General features: G+C 70.6%; 18 protein-coding genes. 6 read left to right on the top strand and 12 right to left on the bottom strand.

The window, feature by feature from the left end; all coding sequences use genetic code 11:
* Window position 1: 1 nt before the first annotated feature.
* Complete coding sequence (locus ACH4TL_RS18025) at window positions 2-1,294, top strand: MFS transporter (RefSeq protein ID WP_398315112.1); 1,293 nt, start codon at window positions 2-4, stop codon at window positions 1,292-1,294.
* A gap of 22 nt (window positions 1,295-1,316) precedes the next feature.
* Here the strand turns inward: ACH4TL_RS18025 and ACH4TL_RS18020 are convergent, their stop codons facing one another.
* The 3 genes from ACH4TL_RS18020 to ACH4TL_RS18010 all read right to left on the bottom strand — a co-directional run bounded on the left by ACH4TL_RS18020 (window position 1,317) and on the right by ACH4TL_RS18010 (window position 3,718).
* Complete coding sequence (locus ACH4TL_RS18020; RefSeq protein ID WP_398315110.1) at window positions 1,317-2,165, bottom strand: spermidine synthase; 849 nt, start codon at window positions 2,163-2,165, stop codon at window positions 1,317-1,319.
* A 94-nt stretch (window positions 2,166-2,259) separates the two neighbouring features.
* The gene (gene tuf, locus ACH4TL_RS18015) at window positions 2,260-3,450 is read right to left on the bottom strand and encodes an elongation factor Tu (protein WP_398315108.1); all 1,191 of its coding nucleotides are present in this window, start codon (window positions 3,448-3,450) and stop codon (window positions 2,260-2,262) included.
* A gap of 97 nt (window positions 3,451-3,547) precedes the next feature.
* Window positions 3,548-3,718, bottom strand: coding sequence for a hypothetical protein (locus ACH4TL_RS18010; protein ID WP_398315106.1), 171 nt, complete (start codon window positions 3,716-3,718; stop codon window positions 3,548-3,550).
* A gap of 192 nt (window positions 3,719-3,910) precedes the next feature.
* Between ACH4TL_RS18010 and ACH4TL_RS18005 the strand changes: the two genes are divergently transcribed.
* Window positions 3,911-4,615 carry a TVP38/TMEM64 family protein gene (locus ACH4TL_RS18005; protein WP_398315104.1) on the top strand — a complete coding sequence of 235 codons (705 nt, stop codon included), beginning with the start codon at window positions 3,911-3,913 and terminating at the stop codon, window positions 4,613-4,615.
* Window positions 4,616-4,621: 6 nt separating this feature from the next.
* Here ACH4TL_RS18005 and ACH4TL_RS18000 read toward each other — a convergent pair whose 3' ends face one another.
* Window positions 4,622-6,100 carry an MFS transporter gene (locus tag ACH4TL_RS18000; protein ID WP_398315102.1) on the bottom strand — a complete coding sequence of 493 codons (1,479 nt, stop codon included), beginning with the start codon at window positions 6,098-6,100 and terminating at the stop codon, window positions 4,622-4,624.
* Between the two features lie 235 nt (window positions 6,101-6,335).
* On the opposite strand from ACH4TL_RS18000, the gene ACH4TL_RS17995 reads away from it, so the two are divergent.
* Entirely contained in the window at window positions 6,336-7,208 is an 873-nt protein-coding gene (locus ACH4TL_RS17995; RefSeq protein WP_398315100.1) for an undecaprenyl-diphosphate phosphatase, read from the top strand.
* 221 nt (window positions 7,209-7,429) lie between these two features.
* On the opposite strand, the gene ACH4TL_RS17990 is transcribed toward ACH4TL_RS17995, so the two are convergent.
* Window positions 7,430-8,077 (bottom strand): HAD family hydrolase, encoded by a 648-nt coding sequence (locus ACH4TL_RS17990; RefSeq protein WP_398315098.1) that lies wholly within the window; start codon window positions 8,075-8,077, stop codon window positions 7,430-7,432.
* A complete protein-coding gene (locus ACH4TL_RS17985; RefSeq protein ID WP_398315096.1) occupies window positions 8,074-8,700 on the bottom strand; it encodes a flavin reductase family protein in 627 nt (208 codons plus the stop codon). Before ACH4TL_RS17985 ends, ACH4TL_RS17990 begins: the two co-directional genes overlap by 4 nt.
* 391 nt (window positions 8,701-9,091) lie before the next feature.
* Here ACH4TL_RS17985 and ACH4TL_RS17980 point away from each other — a divergent pair, with 391 nt between their 5' ends.
* The 3 genes from ACH4TL_RS17980 to ACH4TL_RS17970 all read left to right on the top strand — a co-directional run bounded on the left by ACH4TL_RS17980 (window position 9,092) and on the right by ACH4TL_RS17970 (window position 10,931).
* Window positions 9,092-9,622, top strand: coding sequence for a recombinase family protein (locus ACH4TL_RS17980; RefSeq protein ID WP_398315094.1), 531 nt, complete (start codon window positions 9,092-9,094; stop codon window positions 9,620-9,622).
* A complete protein-coding gene (locus tag ACH4TL_RS17975; protein WP_398315092.1) occupies window positions 9,619-9,930 on the top strand; it encodes a hypothetical protein in 312 nt (103 codons plus the stop codon). Before ACH4TL_RS17980 ends, ACH4TL_RS17975 begins: the two co-directional genes overlap by 4 nt.
* Before the next feature lie 83 nt (window positions 9,931-10,013).
* A complete protein-coding gene (locus ACH4TL_RS17970; protein ID WP_398315090.1) occupies window positions 10,014-10,931 on the top strand; it encodes a ketopantoate reductase family protein in 918 nt (305 codons plus the stop codon).
* Between the two features lie 30 nt (window positions 10,932-10,961).
* Here the strand turns inward: ACH4TL_RS17970 and ACH4TL_RS17965 are convergent, their stop codons facing one another.
* The 6 genes from ACH4TL_RS17965 to ACH4TL_RS17940 form a co-directional block, all read right to left on the bottom strand.
* Window positions 10,962-11,834, bottom strand: coding sequence for a LysR family transcriptional regulator (locus tag ACH4TL_RS17965; RefSeq protein ID WP_398315088.1), 873 nt, complete (start codon window positions 11,832-11,834; stop codon window positions 10,962-10,964).
* A 201-nt stretch (window positions 11,835-12,035) separates the two neighbouring features.
* Window positions 12,036-12,827 (bottom strand): class I SAM-dependent methyltransferase, encoded by a 792-nt coding sequence (locus ACH4TL_RS17960; protein ID WP_398315086.1) that lies wholly within the window; start codon window positions 12,825-12,827, stop codon window positions 12,036-12,038.
* Between the two features lie 16 nt (window positions 12,828-12,843).
* Window positions 12,844-14,118: a bifunctional phosphopantothenoylcysteine decarboxylase/phosphopantothenate--cysteine ligase CoaBC gene (coaBC, locus tag ACH4TL_RS17955; RefSeq protein ID WP_398315084.1), complete on the bottom strand. Its 1,275-nt coding sequence runs from the start codon at window positions 14,116-14,118 to the stop codon at window positions 12,844-12,846.
* 22 nt (window positions 14,119-14,140) lie between these two features.
* Window positions 14,141-14,887, bottom strand: a complete 747-nt coding sequence (locus ACH4TL_RS17950) for a thioesterase II family protein (protein ID WP_398315082.1) — start codon at window positions 14,885-14,887, stop codon at window positions 14,141-14,143.
* On the bottom strand, window positions 14,884-15,141 hold the full coding sequence (locus ACH4TL_RS17945; protein WP_398315080.1) for an acyl carrier protein: 258 nt from the start codon (window positions 15,139-15,141) through the stop codon (window positions 14,884-14,886). The genes ACH4TL_RS17950 and ACH4TL_RS17945 overlap by 4 nt, the downstream gene beginning before the upstream one ends.
* Window positions 15,138-19,562: an amino acid adenylation domain-containing protein gene (locus ACH4TL_RS17940; RefSeq protein WP_398315078.1), complete on the bottom strand. Its 4,425-nt coding sequence runs from the start codon at window positions 19,560-19,562 to the stop codon at window positions 15,138-15,140. The genes ACH4TL_RS17945 and ACH4TL_RS17940 overlap by 4 nt, the downstream gene beginning before the upstream one ends.
* Between the last annotated feature and the right edge of the window lie 23 nt (window positions 19,563-19,585).

Genomic DNA, 19,585 nt, shown 5'->3' with positions numbered 1-19,585 from the left:
GGTGACCACTCCCCCGTCCTCGCGCCCCCGGCCCCACCGCCCCGCCTGGGCGGGCCGCAACTACACCCTGCTGACCGCCGCCGCGGTGGTGACGGGCCTCGGTAACGCCGGGGCCCTCATCGCGGCGGCGTTCGCGGTCCTGGACGCGGGCGGGGACGGCGGCGACGTCGGGCTCGTCGCGGCCGCCCGTACCCTCCCGCTCGTCGCCTTCCTGCTGATCGGCGGCGCGTTGGCGGACCGGCTGCCGCGGCACCGGGTGATGGTCGCGGCCAACGCCCTCAACTGCGCCTCGCAGGCCCTCTTCGCGGTGCTCGTGCTCACCGGCGAGGCGCGGCTGTGGCACATGGCCGTGCTCGCCGCGCTCAGCGGCATCGGGCAGGCGTTCTTCGGGCCCGCCGCCGAGGGCATGCTGCTCTCCAGCGTCTCCGCCGAACAGTCCTCCCGCGCCTTCGCGTTGTTCCGCATGGGCACCAACGGCGCGCAGATCGGCGGTGCCGCGCTGGGCGGCGCACTGGTGGCGGTCGTCGGCCCGGGCTGGGTGCTGGCCGTCGACGCCGCCGCCTTCGCCGCCGCCGGGGCCTTGCGCGCGCTGCTCGACGTCAGCCACATCGCACCGCGCGCACCAGGCGGCAGCATGCTGCGCGATCTGCGCGAGGGCTGGCGGGAGTTCACCGGGCGGCCCTGGCTGTGGGCCATCGTGGTGCAGTTCTCGGTGGTCAACGCCATGGTGGGGGCCGCCGAGGCGGTGTACGGGCCGCTGGTTTCCGAGGAGCAGTTGGGCGGGGCACGGCCCTGGGGGCTCGCGCTCGCGGCGTTCGGCGCGGGCACCGTCGTCGGCGGGCTGACGATGACCCGCTGGAGACCGCGGCGGCTGCTGTTCGCGGGCATCCTGTGCGTGCTGCCGCTCACCCTGCCGTCGGCCGCGCTCGCCGTCCCGCTGACCGCGCCCGCGCTGTGCGGGGTGATGTTCGTCGCCGGGGCGTCGCTCGAGGTGTTCGGGGTGTCCTGGATGACCGCGCTGCACCAGGAGATCCCCGAGGACAAGCTGTCCCGGGTGGCGGCCTACGACTGGATCGGCTCCATGGCCCTGGTCCCCCTCGCCACCGCCCTCGCGGGCCCGGCCGAGAGCGCCTTCGGGCGGTCGGCCGCGCTGTGGGGCTGCTCGTCGCTGATCCTGCTGCTGACCCTGGCGGTGCTGTGCGTGCCGGACGTACGGCGGCTGCGGCGCCGCGAGCCGCGGCCGGTGGCCGGGGGGAAGCCCACGACGGAGCTGACGACGGCACCGGACCATTGAGCCCGTCGTCCGCGCCGTGCCGTCAGCCGACGCTGAACGCGCCGCCCGGCGGCTCCGGCGACGGCACCGCGTCCTCGTCCCGCACCGGCGCCGCGTCGCCCGTGAACCGCTCCAGCGCCGCCCCGTGCTCCACCCGCGCCGGGAACGCGTCGGCCGCGGTACGCCGCGCCAGTGCCCCGACCGGCAGCTCGCCCTGGGAGGCCACCAGCACCGCGTTCCCGAACCGGCGGCCGCGCAGCACCGCGGGCTCCGCGATCAGGCACAGCTGCGCGAACACGGCTCGATACGTGGCCAGTTGGGAGCGGAGGAAGGTGAACGGCGCGCTGTCGGCGAGGTTCGCCAGATAGCGGCCGCCGGGGCGCAGCACCCGGGCCGCGGCGCGCGCGTACGCGACGGAGGTGAGGTGCGCGGGCACCCGCGAACCGCCGAACACATCGGCCACGACGACATCGGCGGACGCGTCCGGCGCGGCCTCCAGCGCGGCCCGGGCGTCCGCCCGGCGCACCGTGATGCCCGCGCCGCCCGGCGGCAGCGGCAGCTGCTCGGCGACCAGCTCCAGCAGCCCTCCGTCAGCCTCGACCACCTGCTGCCGGGAGCCGGGCCGGGTGGCGGCCAGATAGCGGGGCAGGGTCAGCGCCCCGCCGCCCAGATGCAGGACGTCCAGCGGCGCACCGGGCTCGCCGGTCTCGTCGAGGACGTGGGCGAGCCGGCGCGCGTACTCGAACTCCAGGTGACCGGGGTCGTCCAGGTCGACATACGACTGGGGCGCGCCGTCCACCGTGAGCAGCCAGGCGCGCGGCCGGTCCACGTCCGGCATCAGCTTGGCCGTGCCGTGGTCCACGGCCCGGGTCACGGGTATCGGCTCGTTCACCGTCCCATTGTGCCGTCCCGGGCGGGCCACGGCTCCCGCTCGCCCTCCCCGGCGGGGGGGGGCGGACGAGCGGGAGCCGGCGGGCCCGTACGGCCTACGGCTGGTCGAGCACGGTGAGCACCGTGCCCGCGCCCACCGTGCGGCCGCCCTCACGGATCGCGAAGCCGAGCCCCGGCTCCAGCGGCACCGCGCGGCCCAGCTCCACCGTCAGGGTGACGGTGTCACCGGGGCGGGCCACCCCGGCGTCGCCGAGGTCCACCTCGCCGACCACATCGGCGGTACGGAGGTAGAACTGCGGCCGGTAGCCGGTGACCACCGGGGTGCGGCGGCCGCCCTCGGCCGACGACAGCACGTACACCCTGGCCGTGAAGCGGCGCCGGGGGACGACGCTGCCGGGTGCCGCGACCACGTGGCCGCGGCGTACCGCGTCCCGGGCGACCCCGCGCAGCAGCAGCGCCACGTTGTCGCCCGCCTCGGCGGACTCCATGGGTTTGCCGAAGGTCTCGACGCCCGTGACGACGGTCGTCACGTCCGCGCCGAGCACCTCGACGCGGTCCCCGACCCGTACCGTGCCGCGCTCCACGGCGCCGGTGACCACCGTGCCGCGGCCGGTGATGGTCAGCACGTTCTCCACCGGCAGCAGGAACGGGGCGTCGGTGTAGCGCACCGGCGTCGGCACGTAGATGTCGACGGCGTCGAGCAGCGCCTCGATCGCGGCGGTCCAGCGCGGGTCGCCGTCCAGCGCGCGCAGCCCGGAGACCCGTACGACGGGCGTGGTCTCGCCGGGATAGCCGTGCGCGGACAGCAGCTCGCGCACCTCCAGCTCGACCAGGTCGGTGAGTTCGGGGTCGCCCGCGTCGGCCTTGTTGAGGGCGACCACGATGTGGTCGACCCCCACTTGGCGGGCGAGCAGCACGTGTTCGGCGGTCTGCGGCATGACGCCGTCGAGCGCCGAGACGACGAGGATCGCGCCGTCGAGCTGGGCCGCGCCGGTCACCATGTTCTTGATGAAGTCGGCGTGTCCTGGCATGTCGACGTGCGCGTAGTGCCGCGTGTCGGTCTCGTACTCGACGTGCGCGATGTTGATGGTGATGCCGCGCGCGGCCTCCTCCGGCGCCCGGTCGATGCGGTCGAACGGCACGTACGTGCCGCCGGAGCCGCGCTCGCTGAGCACCTTGGTGATGGCGGCGGTGAGGGTGGTCTTGCCGTGGTCGACGTGGCCCATGGTGCCGATGTTCAGATGCGGCTTGGTGCGCACGTAGGGCGTCTTGGACGTGGCGGACATGCTCGCTGTTCCTCCTCGGAACGACAAGGGAAGCGCGGACCCCGGTTGCCCGGCCGACCCTCCCCTGGCGGGGTCCGTCGGAGTGGTCCGAGGAGGGTCAGCTTCGGGCGCCGTCGGCGGTGGCGGCTGTGAAGGCCGCGGCGGCGGCAGCGAGCGCCGCTGCGGCGAGCGCTGCGGCAGCGGTGGCGGCAGCGTTGGAGAAGTGGGCGGCAGCCTTCGGCGCGTCCGCGACAGCGGACGTCATCTCGAGGAAGGCATACCGGAACATGCCGTGATCATTGCGCACCGTTCGGTCCCCGTCGAATGGTTTTCGCGGCGCACGGGTCCGGTGCGGCGCGGGCGAACCCCTGGTGCCCGGGAGGCGGTTGCCGGGCCGCCCCATGTATCGGCGGGGCGACAACCAGCCGACGAGCGGGCGACATCACAGCGTGCCGACGGCCCGTTCGGTTACGCTCCCCCGGTGCTCGATGTCGCCGTCCCCGCCCCGAAACCGGCCGTGAGCCGCGCCCGCGCCGTGCTGTTCTCGCCGTGGTCACGGCTGGGGCTGCTCGCCGCGCTGCTGGCCGGTTCCGCGGCCGCGGTGTGGGTGTGGCAGCCGCACCGGCTGCTGGCCGACGGCTGGCCGCCGCAGGTGCCGGGCGCGGCGGCCGTGGTGCTGTTCGCGGCCGCGTACGGGCTGTGCACCGCCGCGCTCGTGCCCAGGCCCCTGCTGAACCTGGCGGCGGGTGTGCTCCTCGGCGCCCAGGTCGGCCTCGCCGCGGCGGTCGCCGGTACGGTCCTCGGCGCCGGGATCTCCTTCGGCCTGGGCAGGCTGCTGGGGCAGGACGCGCTGCGCCCGCTGCTGCGGGGCCGCTGGCTGGGCGCGGCCGACCGGCAGCTGAGCCGGCACGGCTTCCGCTCGATGCTGGCGATCCGGCTCTTCCCCGGCGTGCCGTTCGCCGCGGCGAACTACTGCGCGGCGGTGTCGCGGATGGGCTGGCCCGCGTTCCTGCTGGCCACCGGGCTCGGCTGTGTACCGAACACGGCGGCGTACGTGGTGGCGGGCGGCCACGCCGCCACGCCCACCTCACCCGTCTTCCTCGCCGCGCTGGCCTGCATCGCCGTACCGGCCCTGGGCGGGCTCGTCATGGCCTGGCGCAAGCGCGGCCGGCTGCGGAACACCTGACGCCCGTCAGGATTGTGTTGCGGCGCGCGCCGACAGCGGCTCGGCGATGTCCTCCAGCGGGCGCCGTTCCGCCGGTACGGCCAGGAACGCGGCCACCAGCCCCGCCACGACCATGAGCGACGCCCCGATGCCGAACGCCAGCACCGTGTCGCCGACGACCCCGCTCTTCGTCAGCTCGGCGAAGATCAGCGGACCGCTGATCCCTCCGGCCGCCGTGCCGATGGCGTAGAAGAAGGCGATGGCCAGGGCGCGCGTCTCCATCGGGAAGACCTCGCTCGCCGTCAGATACGCGGCACTCGCGCCCGCCGAGGCGAAGAAGAGGACCACGCACCAGCAGGCCGTCATGGTGGCCGCGTTGAGCCAGCCCCGGCCGAACATCCAGGCCGTGACGAACAGCAGCGCGCCGGAGAGGACATACGTCCCCGCGATCATCGGCCGCCGTCCCAGGGTGTCGAAGAGCCGGCAGAGCAGCAGCGGCCCGAGGAAGTTGCCGGCCGCGATGACGGCGAAGTAGTAGCCGGTGTCGCCGCTGGGCACCCCGAAGAACGTCACCAGGATCGAGCCGAAGCCGAAGGTGATGGCGTTGTAGAGAAACGCCTGCCCGATGAAGAGGGCCAGGCCCAGCACGGCGCGCCGCGGGTACGAGAGGAAGAGCGTGCGGGCGATGTCCATGAAGCCGGTGCTCTTCCGGGGCCTGATGGTGATGGTCTCGGACGACTCAGGCAAGGTCACGCCCCGCTCCTCCTCGACCCGGCGCTCGACCGCCGCGACCAGTTCCTCGGCGCCCTCCGACCGGCCGTGGATGAACATCCACCGCGGGCTCTCGGGGACATGGCGGCGCACCAGGAGGATCACGAGCCCGAGGACGACGCCGAGCGCGAAGGTGAGCCGCCAGCCGATGTCCGCCGGGAAGAAACGGGTGTTGAGCATCAGGACGGACAACAGCGAGCCGCCCACGGCGCCGAGCCAGAAGCTCCCGTTGATGACGATGTCGACGCGGCCCCGGTAGCGGCTGGGAATCAGCTCGTCGATCGCGGAATTGATGGCCGCGTACTCCCCGCCGATGCCGAAACCGGTGAGGAAGCGGAAGAGGTAGAACCACCAGACGGAGAAGGACACGGCGGTCAGCGCGGTGGCGGCGAGGTAGACGCCGAGCGTGATGAGGAAGAGTCTCTTGCGGCCGTAGCGGTCGGTGAGCCAGCCGAAGAACAGCGCCCCGGCGCAGGCCCCGGCGACGTAGAGCGCCGCCGCCATGCCGGTCACCTGTGCGCCGGTGATGGCCAGCCCGCTGCCGGGCTCGGAGAGGCGGCTGGCGATGTTGCCGACGACGGTCACTTCGAGGCCGTCCAGGATCCATACGGTACCCAGGCCCACGACGACCATCCAGTGCCAGCCGGACCAGGGGAGCCGGTCCAGCCGGGCAGGGACCTTGGTGGTGACGGTCGAGGCGCCCCCGTCCCGGGGCGGCGTCCCACTGGTGGCCATGAGGCTCCTCGGCGGCTGCTGGACTCCTAGGGGTGAGCGACCGCCGAGTACCCCTGTTCACATGGGTAAACCGCCTATCGGACCGGGCCCTTGGCAGGCCGTACACCCGGGGACGCTACGCTGCCACCACAACCGGTTGCCGGTACCTCGGCCACCGGCCTTCCCCTCGGCCGCCCCGCATGTTCCGGCCTGCCCCGGAACAGAGCATGATCAGCCTTTGGATAGCGTAGACGCAATGTCGTGGTTTGAATCTTTCATCCTTGGGCTGGTCCAGGGGCTGACCGAGTTTCTTCCGATCTCCTCCAGCGCCCACCTGCGCCTCACCGCCGCGTTCGCGGGCTGGAGCGATCCCGGCCCCGCCTTCACGGCCATCACCCAGATAGGCACCGAGCTGGCGGTGCTCATCTACTTCCGCAAGGACATAGCCCGGATCGTGAGCGCCTGGTTCCGCTCCCTGTTCAACAAGGAGTGGCGCGGCGACCACGACGCCCAGATGGGCTGGCTGGTGATCGTCGGCTCGATCCCGATCGGTGTGCTCGGCCTCACCCTCCAGGACGCCATCGAGGGTCCGTTCCGCGATCTGCGGCTCATCGCCACCACCCTCGTCGTCATGGGCATCGTGCTCGGCTACGCGGACCGGCGGGCCGCGCGCGACGAGACCGGCGGCAAGCACCGCGTCGCCAAGCAGCGCAAGTCGCTCCAGGAGCTGACCGTCCGGGACGGACTGATCTTCGGCATATGCCAGGCGATGGCGCTCGTCCCCGGTGTCTCCCGGTCCGGCGCGACCATCAGCGGTGGTCTGCTCATGGGCTACACCCGCGAGGCCGCGGCCCGCTACTCCTTCCTCCTCGCCGTCCCGGCCGTGCTGGCCTCCGGAGTCTTCGAGCTCAAGGACGCGTCCGAGGGGCACACCTCGTGGGGTCCGACGATCTTCGCGACCGTCATCGCCTTCGTCGTCGGCTATGCCGTCATCGCCTGGTTCATGAAATTCATTTCCAGCAAGAGCTTCATGCCCTTCGTGATCTACCGGATCGTGCTGGGCCTGGCGCTCTTCGCCCTGATCGGCTTCGGCGTGCTGAGCGCGCACGCGGCCGAGTCGGCGGGCTGACCTTCTTCGCGTACCGCACGCAGGGGGATGGGCCGCCGGCCGAGGAGGGAGGAGGTCCGGCGGCCCCTTCGCTCAGGTCTGGCGCCCCCTGAGCGGCATGTGAAGAGTCAACCGCCCCGGAGCGCGCGGCGGGAGGGTGTGCGATAGATATATGCAAGCACTCTGGTCACACGGGGTGTGAAAACATCACACTCCGCACAACCTCCCCCCTGAGCTGGTCCTCATCCCCTCCCCGCGCGGATGATCCCGACCAGCTCGTCCAGCTCCGCGATCCGCCAGTCCGCCCGTGCCACATCGTCGCTGTCGGCCCACAGATGCCCCCAGGGCCCCCGGCGGATGTGCGCGGCCCGTAGCCCGGCCGCCCGGGCCGCCCGGATGTCGAACGCCGGATGGTCGCCCACGTACAGCGTCCGGTCCGGCGCGGCCCCGCCCAGCGCGACGACCCGCTCGAAGAACCCCGGATCGGGCTTGGACACCCCCCACTCGCCCGACGTCGCGACGGCGTCCACCGGCAGCTCCAGCCCGCGCAGCACCTCCCCCGTGCGCACCGGCTGGTTCCCGGCCACCACGATCCGTACCCCCAGCGCCCGCAGCGCTCCGAGCGCGGGCCGCGCGTCCGGATACAGATCGCACTCCCCCAGCCAGTCCCCGCGCCCCGCCGCGTCCCACGCCCGCCGCTCCGCGGCGACGTCCACCCCCGGCTTGGCCAGCCGGATCGCCTCCCCGTCGTCCCGCCCCTCCGCGACGACGGCCCCCAGCAGTGCGGACAGCGTATGCGGCGGCACCCCGAGCCAGTCGGCCCACGCGGCCCAGTAGCGGTCCTCCCGCACCAGCGTGGAGCCGACGTCGAACGCGAGCACCTCGATCACAGCGTCTCCTCCGCCGCCTCCCCCGCCCAGTCCGCGTACCGGATCCGCTCGATCTCCAGCACCTCGCCGACCGTCCCCCACTCGTTCTTCCCCAGCCGCGCCAGCGGCCGCAGCCTGCCCACCTCCGGATGCCCGTCGACCATCACCCCGTCGTCGACCGCGGCGTGCACCACCCGCCCGAACACCACGGTCGAGTCCCCCAGCAGCACGGTGCTGTGCAGCTCGCACTCCAACGCCACCGGCGACTCCGCCACCCGCGGCGGCCTCACCCGCACACTCTCCTCCCGCGCCACCCCCACGGCCTCGAACTCGCTCACTCCCCGCGGAAAGTCCGTAGCCGTCCCATTGATCGTCTCGAACATCCGCTCCGGCGCGAGGTTCACCACGAACTCCCCGGTCTCCTCCACGTTGCGCAATGAATCCTTCCGCCCGACAGAGGTGAACTGCACGACGGGCGGGGACACGCACGCCACGGTGAAGAAGGAGTGCGGGGCGAGGTTCGGAGAAAAGCCGTCTGGGCCGATCGTCGACACCCACGCGATCGGCCGAGGTACGACGACCGAGGTCAGCAGCTTGTAGAAGGGGTTACGGCCCACGATCTCGGGATCAAAGTCGATACGCATACGGCCCAGTATCCGCTGGCCGCGGCGGCGCATCCTAACGGCGTTCCGCGGTCTCACCCAGCCCCTGAGTTCCACGGAAGGTGCCCGGTGTCGGAAGGCACGAGCGCCCGGAGCTGAGCACCACCATGTCCGCCCTGTCCCTGTGGGAAGACTTCGAGATCCCGCCCCAGGCCCGCCGCGGCCGCGTCACCCTCAACCTGTACGACCAGCTCTCCGCGTACGCCCCGAAGCGCCCCGGCGCCTACCTGCGGATCTCTTCCGACCGCTTCGGCCTCGAAGCGGGCGTCGACCGCCAGCACGAAGACGCCGAGGACACCCGCCAGCGTCTGCGCTGGGGCCCTTCGCCAAGATCTACAAAGAGAACGACACCTCCGCCTTCAAGAAGCACAAGGTGGTCCGGGACGACGGCTCGATCGACTGGGTGGTCATCCGCCCGAAGTTCCGCGAGCTCCTGGCCGATCTGGCCAGCGGGGTCATCGACGGAGTGATCTTCTACGACCTGGACCGCCTGGTCCGGCAGCCCAGGGACCTGGAAGACCTGATCGACATCGTCGAGTACGTCCAGCGACCGGCCGTAGGCGCGACCGGCGGCCGGATGAACCTGATCAACGACAGCGACCGGCACATGGCCCGGATGATGTGCGTGGTGGCGCTGAAGTCCTCCGAGGACACCTCACGCCGTGTCGCCCGCCTCCACCTGGCCTGCGCCCAGGCCGGCAGGGTCCAGGGCCTCATCGCCTACGGCTGGGTCCGCAAGGGACCGGACAAGGGCACGCTCGTCCCCGACGAGTCCCAAGTGGTCGTCGACATCTTCGACGACTGCCTCACCGGCGAGACGTCCTACAGCATCGCCACCAAGCTCAACCAGAACAGCGTCAAGCCACCCGCGGCGAAGCTCTGGCGCCGAAGGGCCGGGTGGTGACGGCGACGGCGGGCAGTGACCGGGTCCTTGCGGACGTGGTCAAGAAGGAGATCACCCGGGCCGAGATCCTCGACGTGGCGCCCGAGATCGCCGACGCGGGCATCCTGGGCTCCTACACGTTCATCGTCGGCTTCCCGGGTGACCAGCTTGCTGCCCAAGGGCAGAAACTATCGGCGTACTGGTGGTGGTTCTGCCGGACCGCCCCGCTGATCGCACCCGCATCACGCGGCCTGCCACGGCACCGGGCAAGCACCCGGCAACGCCACGTAGCAACAACTTTCAGCAACATAAGTGTTTTCGACGATTGACCTCGACGCACTCCTGGCACAGGATCTTGGTCGGCGGAAATACGGAATTGTCCGCCGGCCGATACGAAAGGACTTCGACCACTGTGAAAGGCCCGTCCGCATCACCAGTTCCTGACTCCCCGTGGACCATCGCGGTACTGGGCCCGGGGGGTGTCGGTGGACTCCTTGCCGCGCTTCTCTCGCGCGCCGGGCACCGGGTGATCGTCCTCGCCGGTGACGACACCGTACAGACGTTGCGACACAACGGCATCGAGGTGCGCAGCGGCCAGTTCGGGCACTTCACCGCGCGGGTTCAAGCCGACGTGGAATTACGCGAGCCGGTGGACGCCTGTTTCATCGCCGTGAAGCACACCTCTCTCCGGGCGGCCCTGGAGCGCTTTCCTCCCGCCTTCGCGGACGACACTCTGATCGTTCCCTTGCTCAACGGCACCGAACACCCCGACGCGTTGCGGTCCCGGTACGGTGCGCACCGGGTGGCGGGGGGCGTGATCCGTGTAGAATCCACGCGCACCGCACCGGGCGTCATCGAGCACGGCAGCCCGTTCATGGAGATCGACCTCCCGGCGAAGCCCGCGAGAGCCGACGCACTGGCGGCGGTGCTGGATGGGGCAGGCGTACAGACCCGTTTGGTCGAGGACGAGCAGGCCGCCCTGTGGGCCAAGCTCGCCTTCCTGGCACCCTGGGCACTGTTGTCCACTCACCATCGCGTGCCGATAGGCGCTCTGCGGACCGACCACCGCGCCGAGTTGGAAGCCCTTGTCACCGAGGTGGCAACCGTGGCCGGGGCCTGTGGGGCCACGACCTCTCCGGACAAGGCGCTGGCGCTGTACGACGCGTTCCCCGCGGACAGCAAATCCTCCATGCAACGCGACGCGGAGGCCGGCCGCCCGCTGGAACTCGACGCGATCGCGGGCGCGGTCCTTCGGGCCGGGGACCGGCACGACATTCCCGTGCCCATCACCGCACGCCTGAGCGCCACGTTGGGCCTCGGCGCCGGGTGACCTGAATCCGCCAGTGGTGACGATCCTCTCTCATCTGCACAAAAGGTGATCACTCACCATCGCCGCGAAGACCTGTGACACCGGGGACAGCGCCGACCACTGACGGGCCGCCCATCCCACACTCAGCGGTTCGAGGCCCTTGACCGGTATGAGCAGCAGATCGTCCCCGGGATGCGCGCGCAGCCCGGGGACCGCAGGCACCAGGGCGTGTCCCAGCCCCAGTTCGGCGAGAAGCAGGGCCGTGTCCCAATCCGTGGCGCCCGTGGGAGCGGCCCCGAGCCGCTGATCGACCTGCCTGCCGGAACTGGTACTCGATGGCGGGCGGATCAGTTGTGCCTGGTGAAAGTCATCGGTGCAAAGCTCCGATGCGCGTGCGAGTGGGTCTTCGTGATGGACCGCGAGGACCCACTCGAGATCCGTCACCGGGCGTTGTTCCACCCCCGCGACGTCAGGGGTGATCGTGACCCACGCCAGGTCCACCAGACCTTCCCGGAGCGCCCGGAGACAGCGTTCGCTGGAACGCTCCGTGTGGAACTCGAGTTGTACGTCGGGATGGCTGCGGCGGAATTCCGCGACAGCCGCTCCCATGAAATGGCGAATGGTGGTGGCTCCTGTGGCGATGGCCACTTTACCCTGCCGGCCGGTGCGCAGCTCGGCGAGCAGGCGCAGTCCATCGTTGAGCGCCGTGAGCCCGTCCGAAGTGGCCTGATAAAGGATCTCTCCGGCCGCCGTGGGCACCACGCCACGCGGCCGACGTTCCATCAGCGCAAGACCGATCTCCTTCTCCAGGCGGCGTACGTGCTGACTCACAGCCGACTGACTGCAATTCATCTCCCGCGCCACAGCGCTGAGGTTGCGCGCCCGGTACACCGCCGCGAACACCTTCAGATCATCAAGCGTCACTGCCTGAACCTACCAAAGCACCCAAGCAAATCCTTGGTGGTGTGCAGGAATCCTTGAGGATTGACTGTTGCGTTCCCAAACGACATGATCTCCTTTAGCGGCGGCAACCTGCCCGTGGAATTCCGGACCCGAGCATGCGGGGCATCCGGAGAAATACCGGTACCACGGGCAGGTGCCGACCTCGTGGAAACGGTTCTTCCCTCACGTATCGCCGTTGTCGGGCCGCTCAGGCACGGCAGCGACGATCAGTGCGTTGCCCAGGCCCGGGAGAAGCCTCGCGGGCCAGCGCACGAAGGTCTTCCGTTCGCCCCAACGCAGCACCACATGGTTGGACCTGCGTGCCACGGGCCGGAGGCCGGCCGCCCGAAGCGATGCCTCCAGCGTGGGGAAGGTGAAGGGGCGAATGTGAAGCCGCAACACTTCGTTCATCGGATCGATGTGGTACGGCGGCCGCCCCGCCAGGAACCGCAGCCGGTCCTGCACGGTCGCCATGTTCAACGTGGTGGCCACCACGATCCCGTTCGGCGTCAGCACCCTGCGGCATTCCCGCAGGAACGTCACCGGATCGAAGATCATGTGGATGATGTCACCGGCCAGCACCGCGTCACAGGAACCGGCCGCGAGCGGGAACGGCCGAGCCGCGTCGAACTGGAGTCTGTGTGCCCGCGGGTCCAGCTCCCGTAGCCCGCTGGTCACGATGTCACCGGCCACGACCTCGAAGCCCCGGTCCAGCATCGCCGAGGCCGTGATGCCGCCACCGTTGCCCAGATCCAGAAGGCGCGGGACGGAGCCCGTCACCGGGGCCTGGCGGCTGAGGTGGGCTGCCAGCAGGTCGGCGCACTCCCTGATGCGCACCATGTGGCGCACATCGGCCCGCTGATAGCCGCTGACATAGCCGCCGCGGTCGAACTGCGCCGCGTTGGCTTCCTTGACGGGGTCCTCATACGGGGCCCGCTCGTCCCGTCCCGCAGGGGGATGGATGTCCGTGTCCAAGACAGCTGGCTTCCGGCTACTGGGCGGTGCCGGCCGGATTTTCGGCCAGCTTCTTGACCACGAGGTCCCAGATGACATCCGAGAAATCCTCTTTGCTGCTCAGGGGTACGTCCACCCGGCCGCCGTCCTGCGACAGTACGAAGCCCTGGTTGTCAGGGGCCCCGTAGGTGAGGTTTGGGCCCACCCGATTGGCGACCAGGAAGTCGCAGCCCTTGCGCTTGAGCTTCGCCTCCGCACCGGCGAGCAGGTCGTGCGTTTCCGCGGCGAAGCCCACGATCACCTGTCCGGGCGTGCGTTGCGCGCCCAGCTCGGCAAGGACATCGGGGTTGAGGTGGAGATTGACCGGCGGCGGCATACCAGCGGATTTCTTGATCTTCAGCTCCTGGTAGTCCGGCCGGAAGTCGGCGACCGCGGCCGCCATCACCACGGCGTCCGCGGGCTCGCTGGTTTCCCCGCTCCCCCGGGCCGCGACGGTCATGGCGTCCCGCAGTTCCGCGGTGGACGAGACGTGGATGACCGTGACTCCCGCGGGAGCGGGCAGGGACACGTTGGCCGCGACCAGTGTCACCCGGGCCCCCCGGGCAATGGCCGTGCGGGCAAGGGCGTATCCCTGGCGCCCGGAGGAGCGGTTGCCGATGAACCGCAGCGGGTCGAGCAACTCCCGCGTGCCGCCGGCCGAGATGACCACATGGCGACCGGTGAGGTCGGGCGTGACAGTGCCGCCGTTGAGAAGCCTGCGGGCCACCTGGTACAGCTCGGCCGGATCGGGCAGGCGTCCCGGACCGGAGTCCTCGTTGGTCAGGCTGCCGTTCGCGGGGTCCACCACGACCGCGCCCCGCTCACGCAGGGTGGCCACATTGGCACGCGTCGCCGGGCTGTTCCACATCTCCGCGTGCATCGCCGGAGCGAGCATCAGCGGACAGGTCGAGGTGAGCAGCGTCGTGGTGAGGAGATCATCGGCGATACCCTGCGCGACCTTGGCAATCAGGTTCGCGGTGGCCGGTGCGATGACGATGAGGTCGGCACTCTGCCCGATGCGCACGTGCGCGACCTCGTCGACGTCGGACCACACCTCTGTCGTCACGGGCTGCCGGGACAGCGCCGCCCACGTGGGTTCGCCGACGAAGCGGAGGGCATCCCGGGTGGGCACGACCCGGACGTCGTGTCCCGCCTTGGTGAATTGCCTCAGTAACTCGATGGACTTGTAGGCGGCGATGCCCGCGCCGACGCCGAGGACGATGCGTCTTCTGCTGCCGGCCGACTCGATGGGTGTGATGGAGGTGTCTGCCATTGGTGGTCTTCCGATCGACTTTTCAGTTGCTGGTGGAGGTGCGCAGAGCTGCTGCCAGAGCGCGCTGGACGAGCGGCTGCCGTTGGTTTCGCAGGTAGAAATGACCGCCCGGCCAAGTGCGTACCGTGACCGGCTCAGTGGAGTGCCGCTGCCACTGGCACAGTTCCTCCTGCTGGAGCGGCTCGTCCTGGCCCGCGTAGACGGTCAACGGGATGGGCAGGGGCTCTCGCTCCCGCCACTGGTACGTCTCCAGTACGGAGTAGTCGGCGCGCAAGCTGACGGCGGCCAGGGCACGGATCTCCGGGTGATCCAGTACCTCGGCGGGGAGACCGCCGTGGGTTCGCTGCACCACGTCGAGCAGCTGGTCGTCCGGCAGCGTGCGCACGGGCTCGCCGCCCCGGGGCAGATGCGGGGCCGGGAAGCTGGAGACGACGAGGCGCCGGGGCAAGGGCAGGCCCGCCGCACGCAGGGCGTGGGTCACCTCGTATGCGATGACGGCTCCCAGGCTGTGGCCGAAGAAGGCGAACGGCGCCACGAAATCCGCCTCGGCGACGAGTGCGGAAACCAGTGGCTCCATCGCGGTGTGCCCGGGTTCCGAGATGCGGGAGCCCCGGCCGGGCAACTGCACGGCGACCAAGTCGACGCCCGCGATCGCGCGTCCCCAGCGGACGTATTCGGCGGCCGAACCGCCGCCGTGAGGGAAGCAGTAGAGCCGCAAGGGCTTTGTGCCCGTGCCGCCCACCGACCAGCGTGGTGCAGTGGAGGTCATGCGGCTCCGGCTCCCTCGGACACGGGCCCGGCGAGGTGCTCCGCGAGCTCCTGGACGGAGGGGTGGTCGAAGACCTCGACGGGCCTGACCTCGCGCCGCAGGTACTCGGAGAGGCAGGTGACCAGCACCAGCGCCGTGGCGGAGTCCACGCCCAGATACTCAAGTGGCACATCGGTGCCGACTTCCCCAGGCGGCAGGTCGAGTATGTCGGCGATGAACTCGACGAGATAGGCGGTCAGTTGCTGCTCGGTCATGCGGTCTCCTGTGCCGTGGGGCCGGACGTGGCGACAGCCGGCTCGGTGGACGGTCCGAGCATCCGTTCCAGCCACTGGTCGATCGCCGCGACCGTGGGCTGCTGGAGGACGGCGGCGACGGGAACGGTCACGCCGAAGGCCCGGAGCAGTTCGGCGGAGATCCGCGCCGCCAGCAGGGAATCACCGCCGGCGTCGAGGAAGTCGACGGCCAGGTCCATGTCGCTCAAACTGAGGACGTCCCGGTAGATGGCGACCAGTTTGAACTGCCGGTCGGTGGTGGGTGGCACGGCCTGCCGGCCAACCCCCGCCGCCTGCGCCTGCACGGAGGACAGGGCCTTGCGATCGATCTTCCCCGTGGGTGTCAGGGGCAGCCGGGCGAGTCGGAACAGATGAGCCGGCAGCATGTGCTGGGGAAGCCGCTCGGCGGCGTACGCGCGCAGCGCATCCATGTCGTACCGGTCGCGAATCAGCGGCCCGTGGGCTACGAGCACGTCGAATCCCGCGGCGGCCGGCCCACCCGTCGGGGTGAGCACATCGCTGCCGTCGAAACCGGCCGCCGCGAGCCGCTCGGCCCACTGCGCCCGGTCGAGCAAGGGGTGCTCGACGCGCAGCTCGGTGTCCTCGTACACGTCGAACCCCTGCTGAAGCCCCATGAGCAGGTCGAACCAGGGGTGGAACCGCGTCTGCTCCACGATCAGGAGCATGCCGCCCGGTGCGAGCGCGGAGCGCAGGGCGGTGAGGGTTTCGTCGATCCGCCCGGTGTCGTGGAGCACGCTGGCCGCGATGATCAGGTCGGCCGAGAGGTCCTCGTATCCCTGTGGCTCCGGATCCCGGTCGAGGTCGTACATCCCGTACCGCACGAAGGGGTACTCGGCGAAGGTATGCCGGGCCCGGTCGGTGAAGTACGGCGAGATGTCGGTGAAGAAGTAGTCCGTGCGATCGGCGGGGAACAGCGGCAGGATCCGCTGTGTGAGGGTGCCGTAACCGGCCCCGACCTCCATGACACGCAGCGGACGGTCATCGGGCCACGCGTCGACGAAGCGCCGCGTGTACTCGGCGGCGACGCGGTACGTGGTGTCGAAGAGCAGTCGGTAGACGTCAGGGGTGCGGTCGGAGGCGTACAACTCGGCCGAGTGCAGCGACTGGGTGAGGATCTCGGCGAGACTGCCGGCCAGCGAGAGCATCCAGTCGGCGAGTTCGTCCGTCACCCGCATGGTGCCGGACAGCGCCGCACGGGCGCGGTCCACGACCAGCGGGGGCAGGGCCTCGGGCAAGGGGTGCACCACCTCGTGGCCCTCCGGCGTGTCACGCAGCACCCCGCGTTCGGTGAGGACACCGACGGCTCGCCGAACCCATCTGTCGTACCGGGCGGCGACCCCCGCGGTGGCCGTGGCCCCGGTGCGGACGACGTCACCGGGCTCGCCCGCGAGCCCGAGCGAGCGGAAGGCGACGGCCACGGCCTCGGCGTACAGCTCATCGAGGGCAGCCCACGCCGCGGTGAGCTGGTCAGCTCCCGGGCCGGCCGGGCGCACATCGGCTGTGGGACGCACCGCTCGGCGCCACCTTTCAGCCCGGTACGGCTCCACCGTGGTACGGCGGACCAGTGAGGTGTCCTGGGAATCGGGCACCACGTAGCCCAGCAGACGCGCTGCGCCCCCGGCCGCCTCGGACTTGACCACCACCGCCCGGTCGACGCCGGGATGCCCGGCGAGTACGCCCTCGATCTCGCCGCATTCGACACGGTGTCCGTTTATCTTGACCTGGCCGTCCCTGCGCCCCAGGAACTGCAAGGTTCCGTCGGGCAGATAGCGGCCGTAGTCACCCGTGCGGTAGAGACACTCGCCGGTTTCGGGATGTGTGATGAACGATGCCGCCGTGCGCTGCGGGTCCCCCCAGTATCCGCGCGCGAGGCCCGCGCCCGCGATGTACAGCTCTCCCTGCACCCAGACGGGACACGGCGACAGCCGCTCGTCCAGGACGTGGAACGCTTGATTCGCCAGGGGCTTTCCGTACGGAACGCTGGGCAGGCCGTCGGGCACCTGATCCGCCGGATGCCAGTTCGACCAGATCGACGCCTCGGTGGCGCCGCCCAGACTGATCACCTGCGCGTCGGGCCAGAGGGAGGCGATCCGGCCGGGCAGGTCCAGTGGCACCCAGTCGCCGCTGAGCAGGACCAGGCGCAGCCCGGCGGGAATGGGGGCCCCGGATTCCAGATGGTCGACCAGCATCTCCATCTGCGCCGGAACCGAATTCCATACGGTGACGCCGTGCCGGCTCATCAGCTCGGCCCAGTGCGCCGGCTCGGCGCGGAGCGAATCGTCCGGTAACACGAGCGTGCCGCCGGCCTGGAAGGTCCCGAACACGTCGTACACCGACAGATCGAAGCTCAGGTCGGCGAGACCGAGGATCCTGGCGTCTGGCCCTACCCCGAACCGACGGTTGATGTCGGCGATGGTGTTGCACGCCCCTCGATGCTCGATCATCACCCCCTTGGGCGCACCGGTCGAGCCGGAGGTGTACAGCACGTACGCCAGGTCGCCGGGTGCGGTCCGGCGGTCCGGTGCGGGACGGTCGGCTGGGTGCGGTTCCGCCGGACCCGGCGCCGGGACGACCAACCGGGGAAGCTCCGCGGGCCAGGCGAGCCCGGTGGCCAGGTCACCGCCCGTGACCACGGCGACCGCGCCGCTGTCCGCGAGGATGTCGTGCCGTCTGCGGACGGGCAGGGAGGGCCCGACGGAGAGGTAAGCGCCACCGGCCAGCAGGATCCCGCAGACCGCGGCGATCTGCTCCATGCTCTTGGGCAGCGTGACGGCGACCAGGCTCTCTTCCGCCAGCGTGGCCGTCACGTGCGGGGCGACAGCGTCGGCGACGCCCAGCGATCTGCGGTGGAGTTCGCCGTAGCTGTACGACGTGCCACCGGAAATGACGGCGGGGCGGTCGGGGGCGTGTTCGGCCCAGTGCGCCAAGCCCTCGTGCAGCAGACGGTCCGGCATCACGTCGGCGGTCTCGTTGACCTTCTGCCGCAGCGCCAGCTGGTGACCGGGCACCGGCACGGCCGGCTGCCGCCCCCAGGCGTCCTCGTCGTGCGCCAGCCGGGCAACACTGTGGCAGTAGGCGTCGAACATGTCGTCGAGGAGACCGTCGGGGAAGAGCTCCTCCACGGCGTCCCACGTGAGGTTCAGGGAGCCGTCGATGTCCACGACCTGGTGGTCCAACCAGACCTGGGGGGTCTGGCTGAGCCGGTACGTCATCTCACCGAAGTAGTCCAGCGCGTCGGTGACGTCGGTGACGGTCCCGAGACCGGAGGTGAACACCACCGGCATCGTCATGAACCCGTTCTGCAAGCCCTGGCGACGCTGCTCACGCAGGGTCTGAAGGGCGCTCACGTGGCGGTGTCTGAGGTCCTGCTGGAGCTGGTACTGGGTTCTGCGCACCTGGTCGGAGAGGGACAGGTCACCGGTGGTGTCCATCTCCAGCAGGCAGATGGAGGTGAACTCACCGACCATCCTGCTCAGATGGGGGTGGACACGACGGCGTCCCCGCTCGTCGGTCGACAGCAGCAGGGGCAGCCGGTTGAAGAGCGTCAGGTTCAGGGTGAAGCGCGGGGTACCGCTCCAGGTCCTCAGCGTCTGCGCGAACACGGTGGCCAGGACGGCGGTGGGGGTCAGGCCGCGGCCGGAGGCACGCTCCTGGATCCGCTGCCAGTCCTCCGGCGGCAGATGGAACTCACGGTGGCTGAACGCGGGCTTGCGGATGTCGACCGGCGATTTCGCGAGCGGCAGGTCCGGCGGCGGCGCGATGGTCCGGGCGCGGGAGGTCCAGTACTCCATGGACCGCTGGTAACGGGGCTTGCCGGCGCCCTTCTCCAGGGCGGTGACGTAGTCGCGGAAGGTGATGTCGATGGGGGGCAGCTCCGTTCGCGGTTCGCGGCAGAGCGTGTTCCACTCGTCGAACAGGACGGTGATGCCCGCGAGGTCCACGATCAGCAGATCAAGGCTGATGTGCAGACGGTCGTGGTCGGGGAGCCGGCTGATGGCGATGTCGAAGAGCGGCCATGCGGCGGGGTCGTACACCCGCGCGGACATCTCCGCGCGCCTGGCGGCGAGCCGTGCCTCACGGTCGTCGGGCGTGACGCCGGAGAGGTCCTCGAAGGCGAGGGTGAACTCCGGCGCAGTGGGCAGGACGCGCTGGGCACCGCTCTCGTCGACGACGGTGCGCAACATGGGGTGGCGGTCGACCAGGCGGCGCCACGCGGTGGCCAGGACCTCCGGGTCGAGGGTCCGTCCCTCCAGCTCGAAATAGGCATGGGGCGCGACGTTCCCCAGAATGAAGTTCGGCCCGCGCCCCACCCAGTACGCATACTGGATTTCGGTGAGCGGGAATGCCTCGGCATGGTGGCCGCGGCCCGTTTCCCCTGACACGACTGTTCTTACTCCTCTTTGCA

The sequence above is a fragment of the Streptomyces sp. NPDC021115 genome (assembly GCF_044333065.1).
In the GTDB taxonomy this organism is placed as follows: domain Bacteria; phylum Actinomycetota; class Actinomycetes; order Streptomycetales; family Streptomycetaceae; genus Streptomyces.
The sequence above is the reverse complement of the archived record's forward strand: the minus strand, read 5'-3'. Positions and strand labels throughout refer to the sequence as shown.

Excerpts from the sequence above, each read along its gene's own strand:
- tuf (WP_398315108.1), bottom strand. The coding sequence starts at position 3,450 with ATGTCCGCCACGTCCAAGACGCCCTACGTGCGCACCAAGCCGCATCTG.
- ACH4TL_RS18010 (WP_398315106.1), bottom strand. The coding sequence starts at position 3,718 with ATGTTCCGGTATGCCTTCCTCGAGATGACGTCCGCTGTCGCGGACGCG.
- ACH4TL_RS18000 (WP_398315102.1), bottom strand. The coding sequence starts at position 6,100 with ATGGCCACCAGTGGGACGCCGCCCCGGGACGGGGGCGCCTCGACCGTC.
- ACH4TL_RS17995 (WP_398315100.1), top strand. The coding sequence starts at position 6,336 with ATGTCGTGGTTTGAATCTTTCATCCTTGGGCTGGTCCAGGGGCTGACC.
- ACH4TL_RS17985 (WP_398315096.1), bottom strand. The coding sequence starts at position 8,700 with ATGCGTATCGACTTTGATCCCGAGATCGTGGGCCGTAACCCCTTCTAC.
- coaBC (WP_398315084.1), bottom strand. The coding sequence starts at position 14,118 with ATGGCAGACACCTCCATCACACCCATCGAGTCGGCCGGCAGCAGAAGA.
- ACH4TL_RS17950 (WP_398315082.1), bottom strand. The coding sequence starts at position 14,887 with ATGACCTCCACTGCACCACGCTGGTCGGTGGGCGGCACGGGCACAAAG.
- ACH4TL_RS17945 (WP_398315080.1), bottom strand. The coding sequence starts at position 15,141 with ATGACCGAGCAGCAACTGACCGCCTATCTCGTCGAGTTCATCGCCGAC.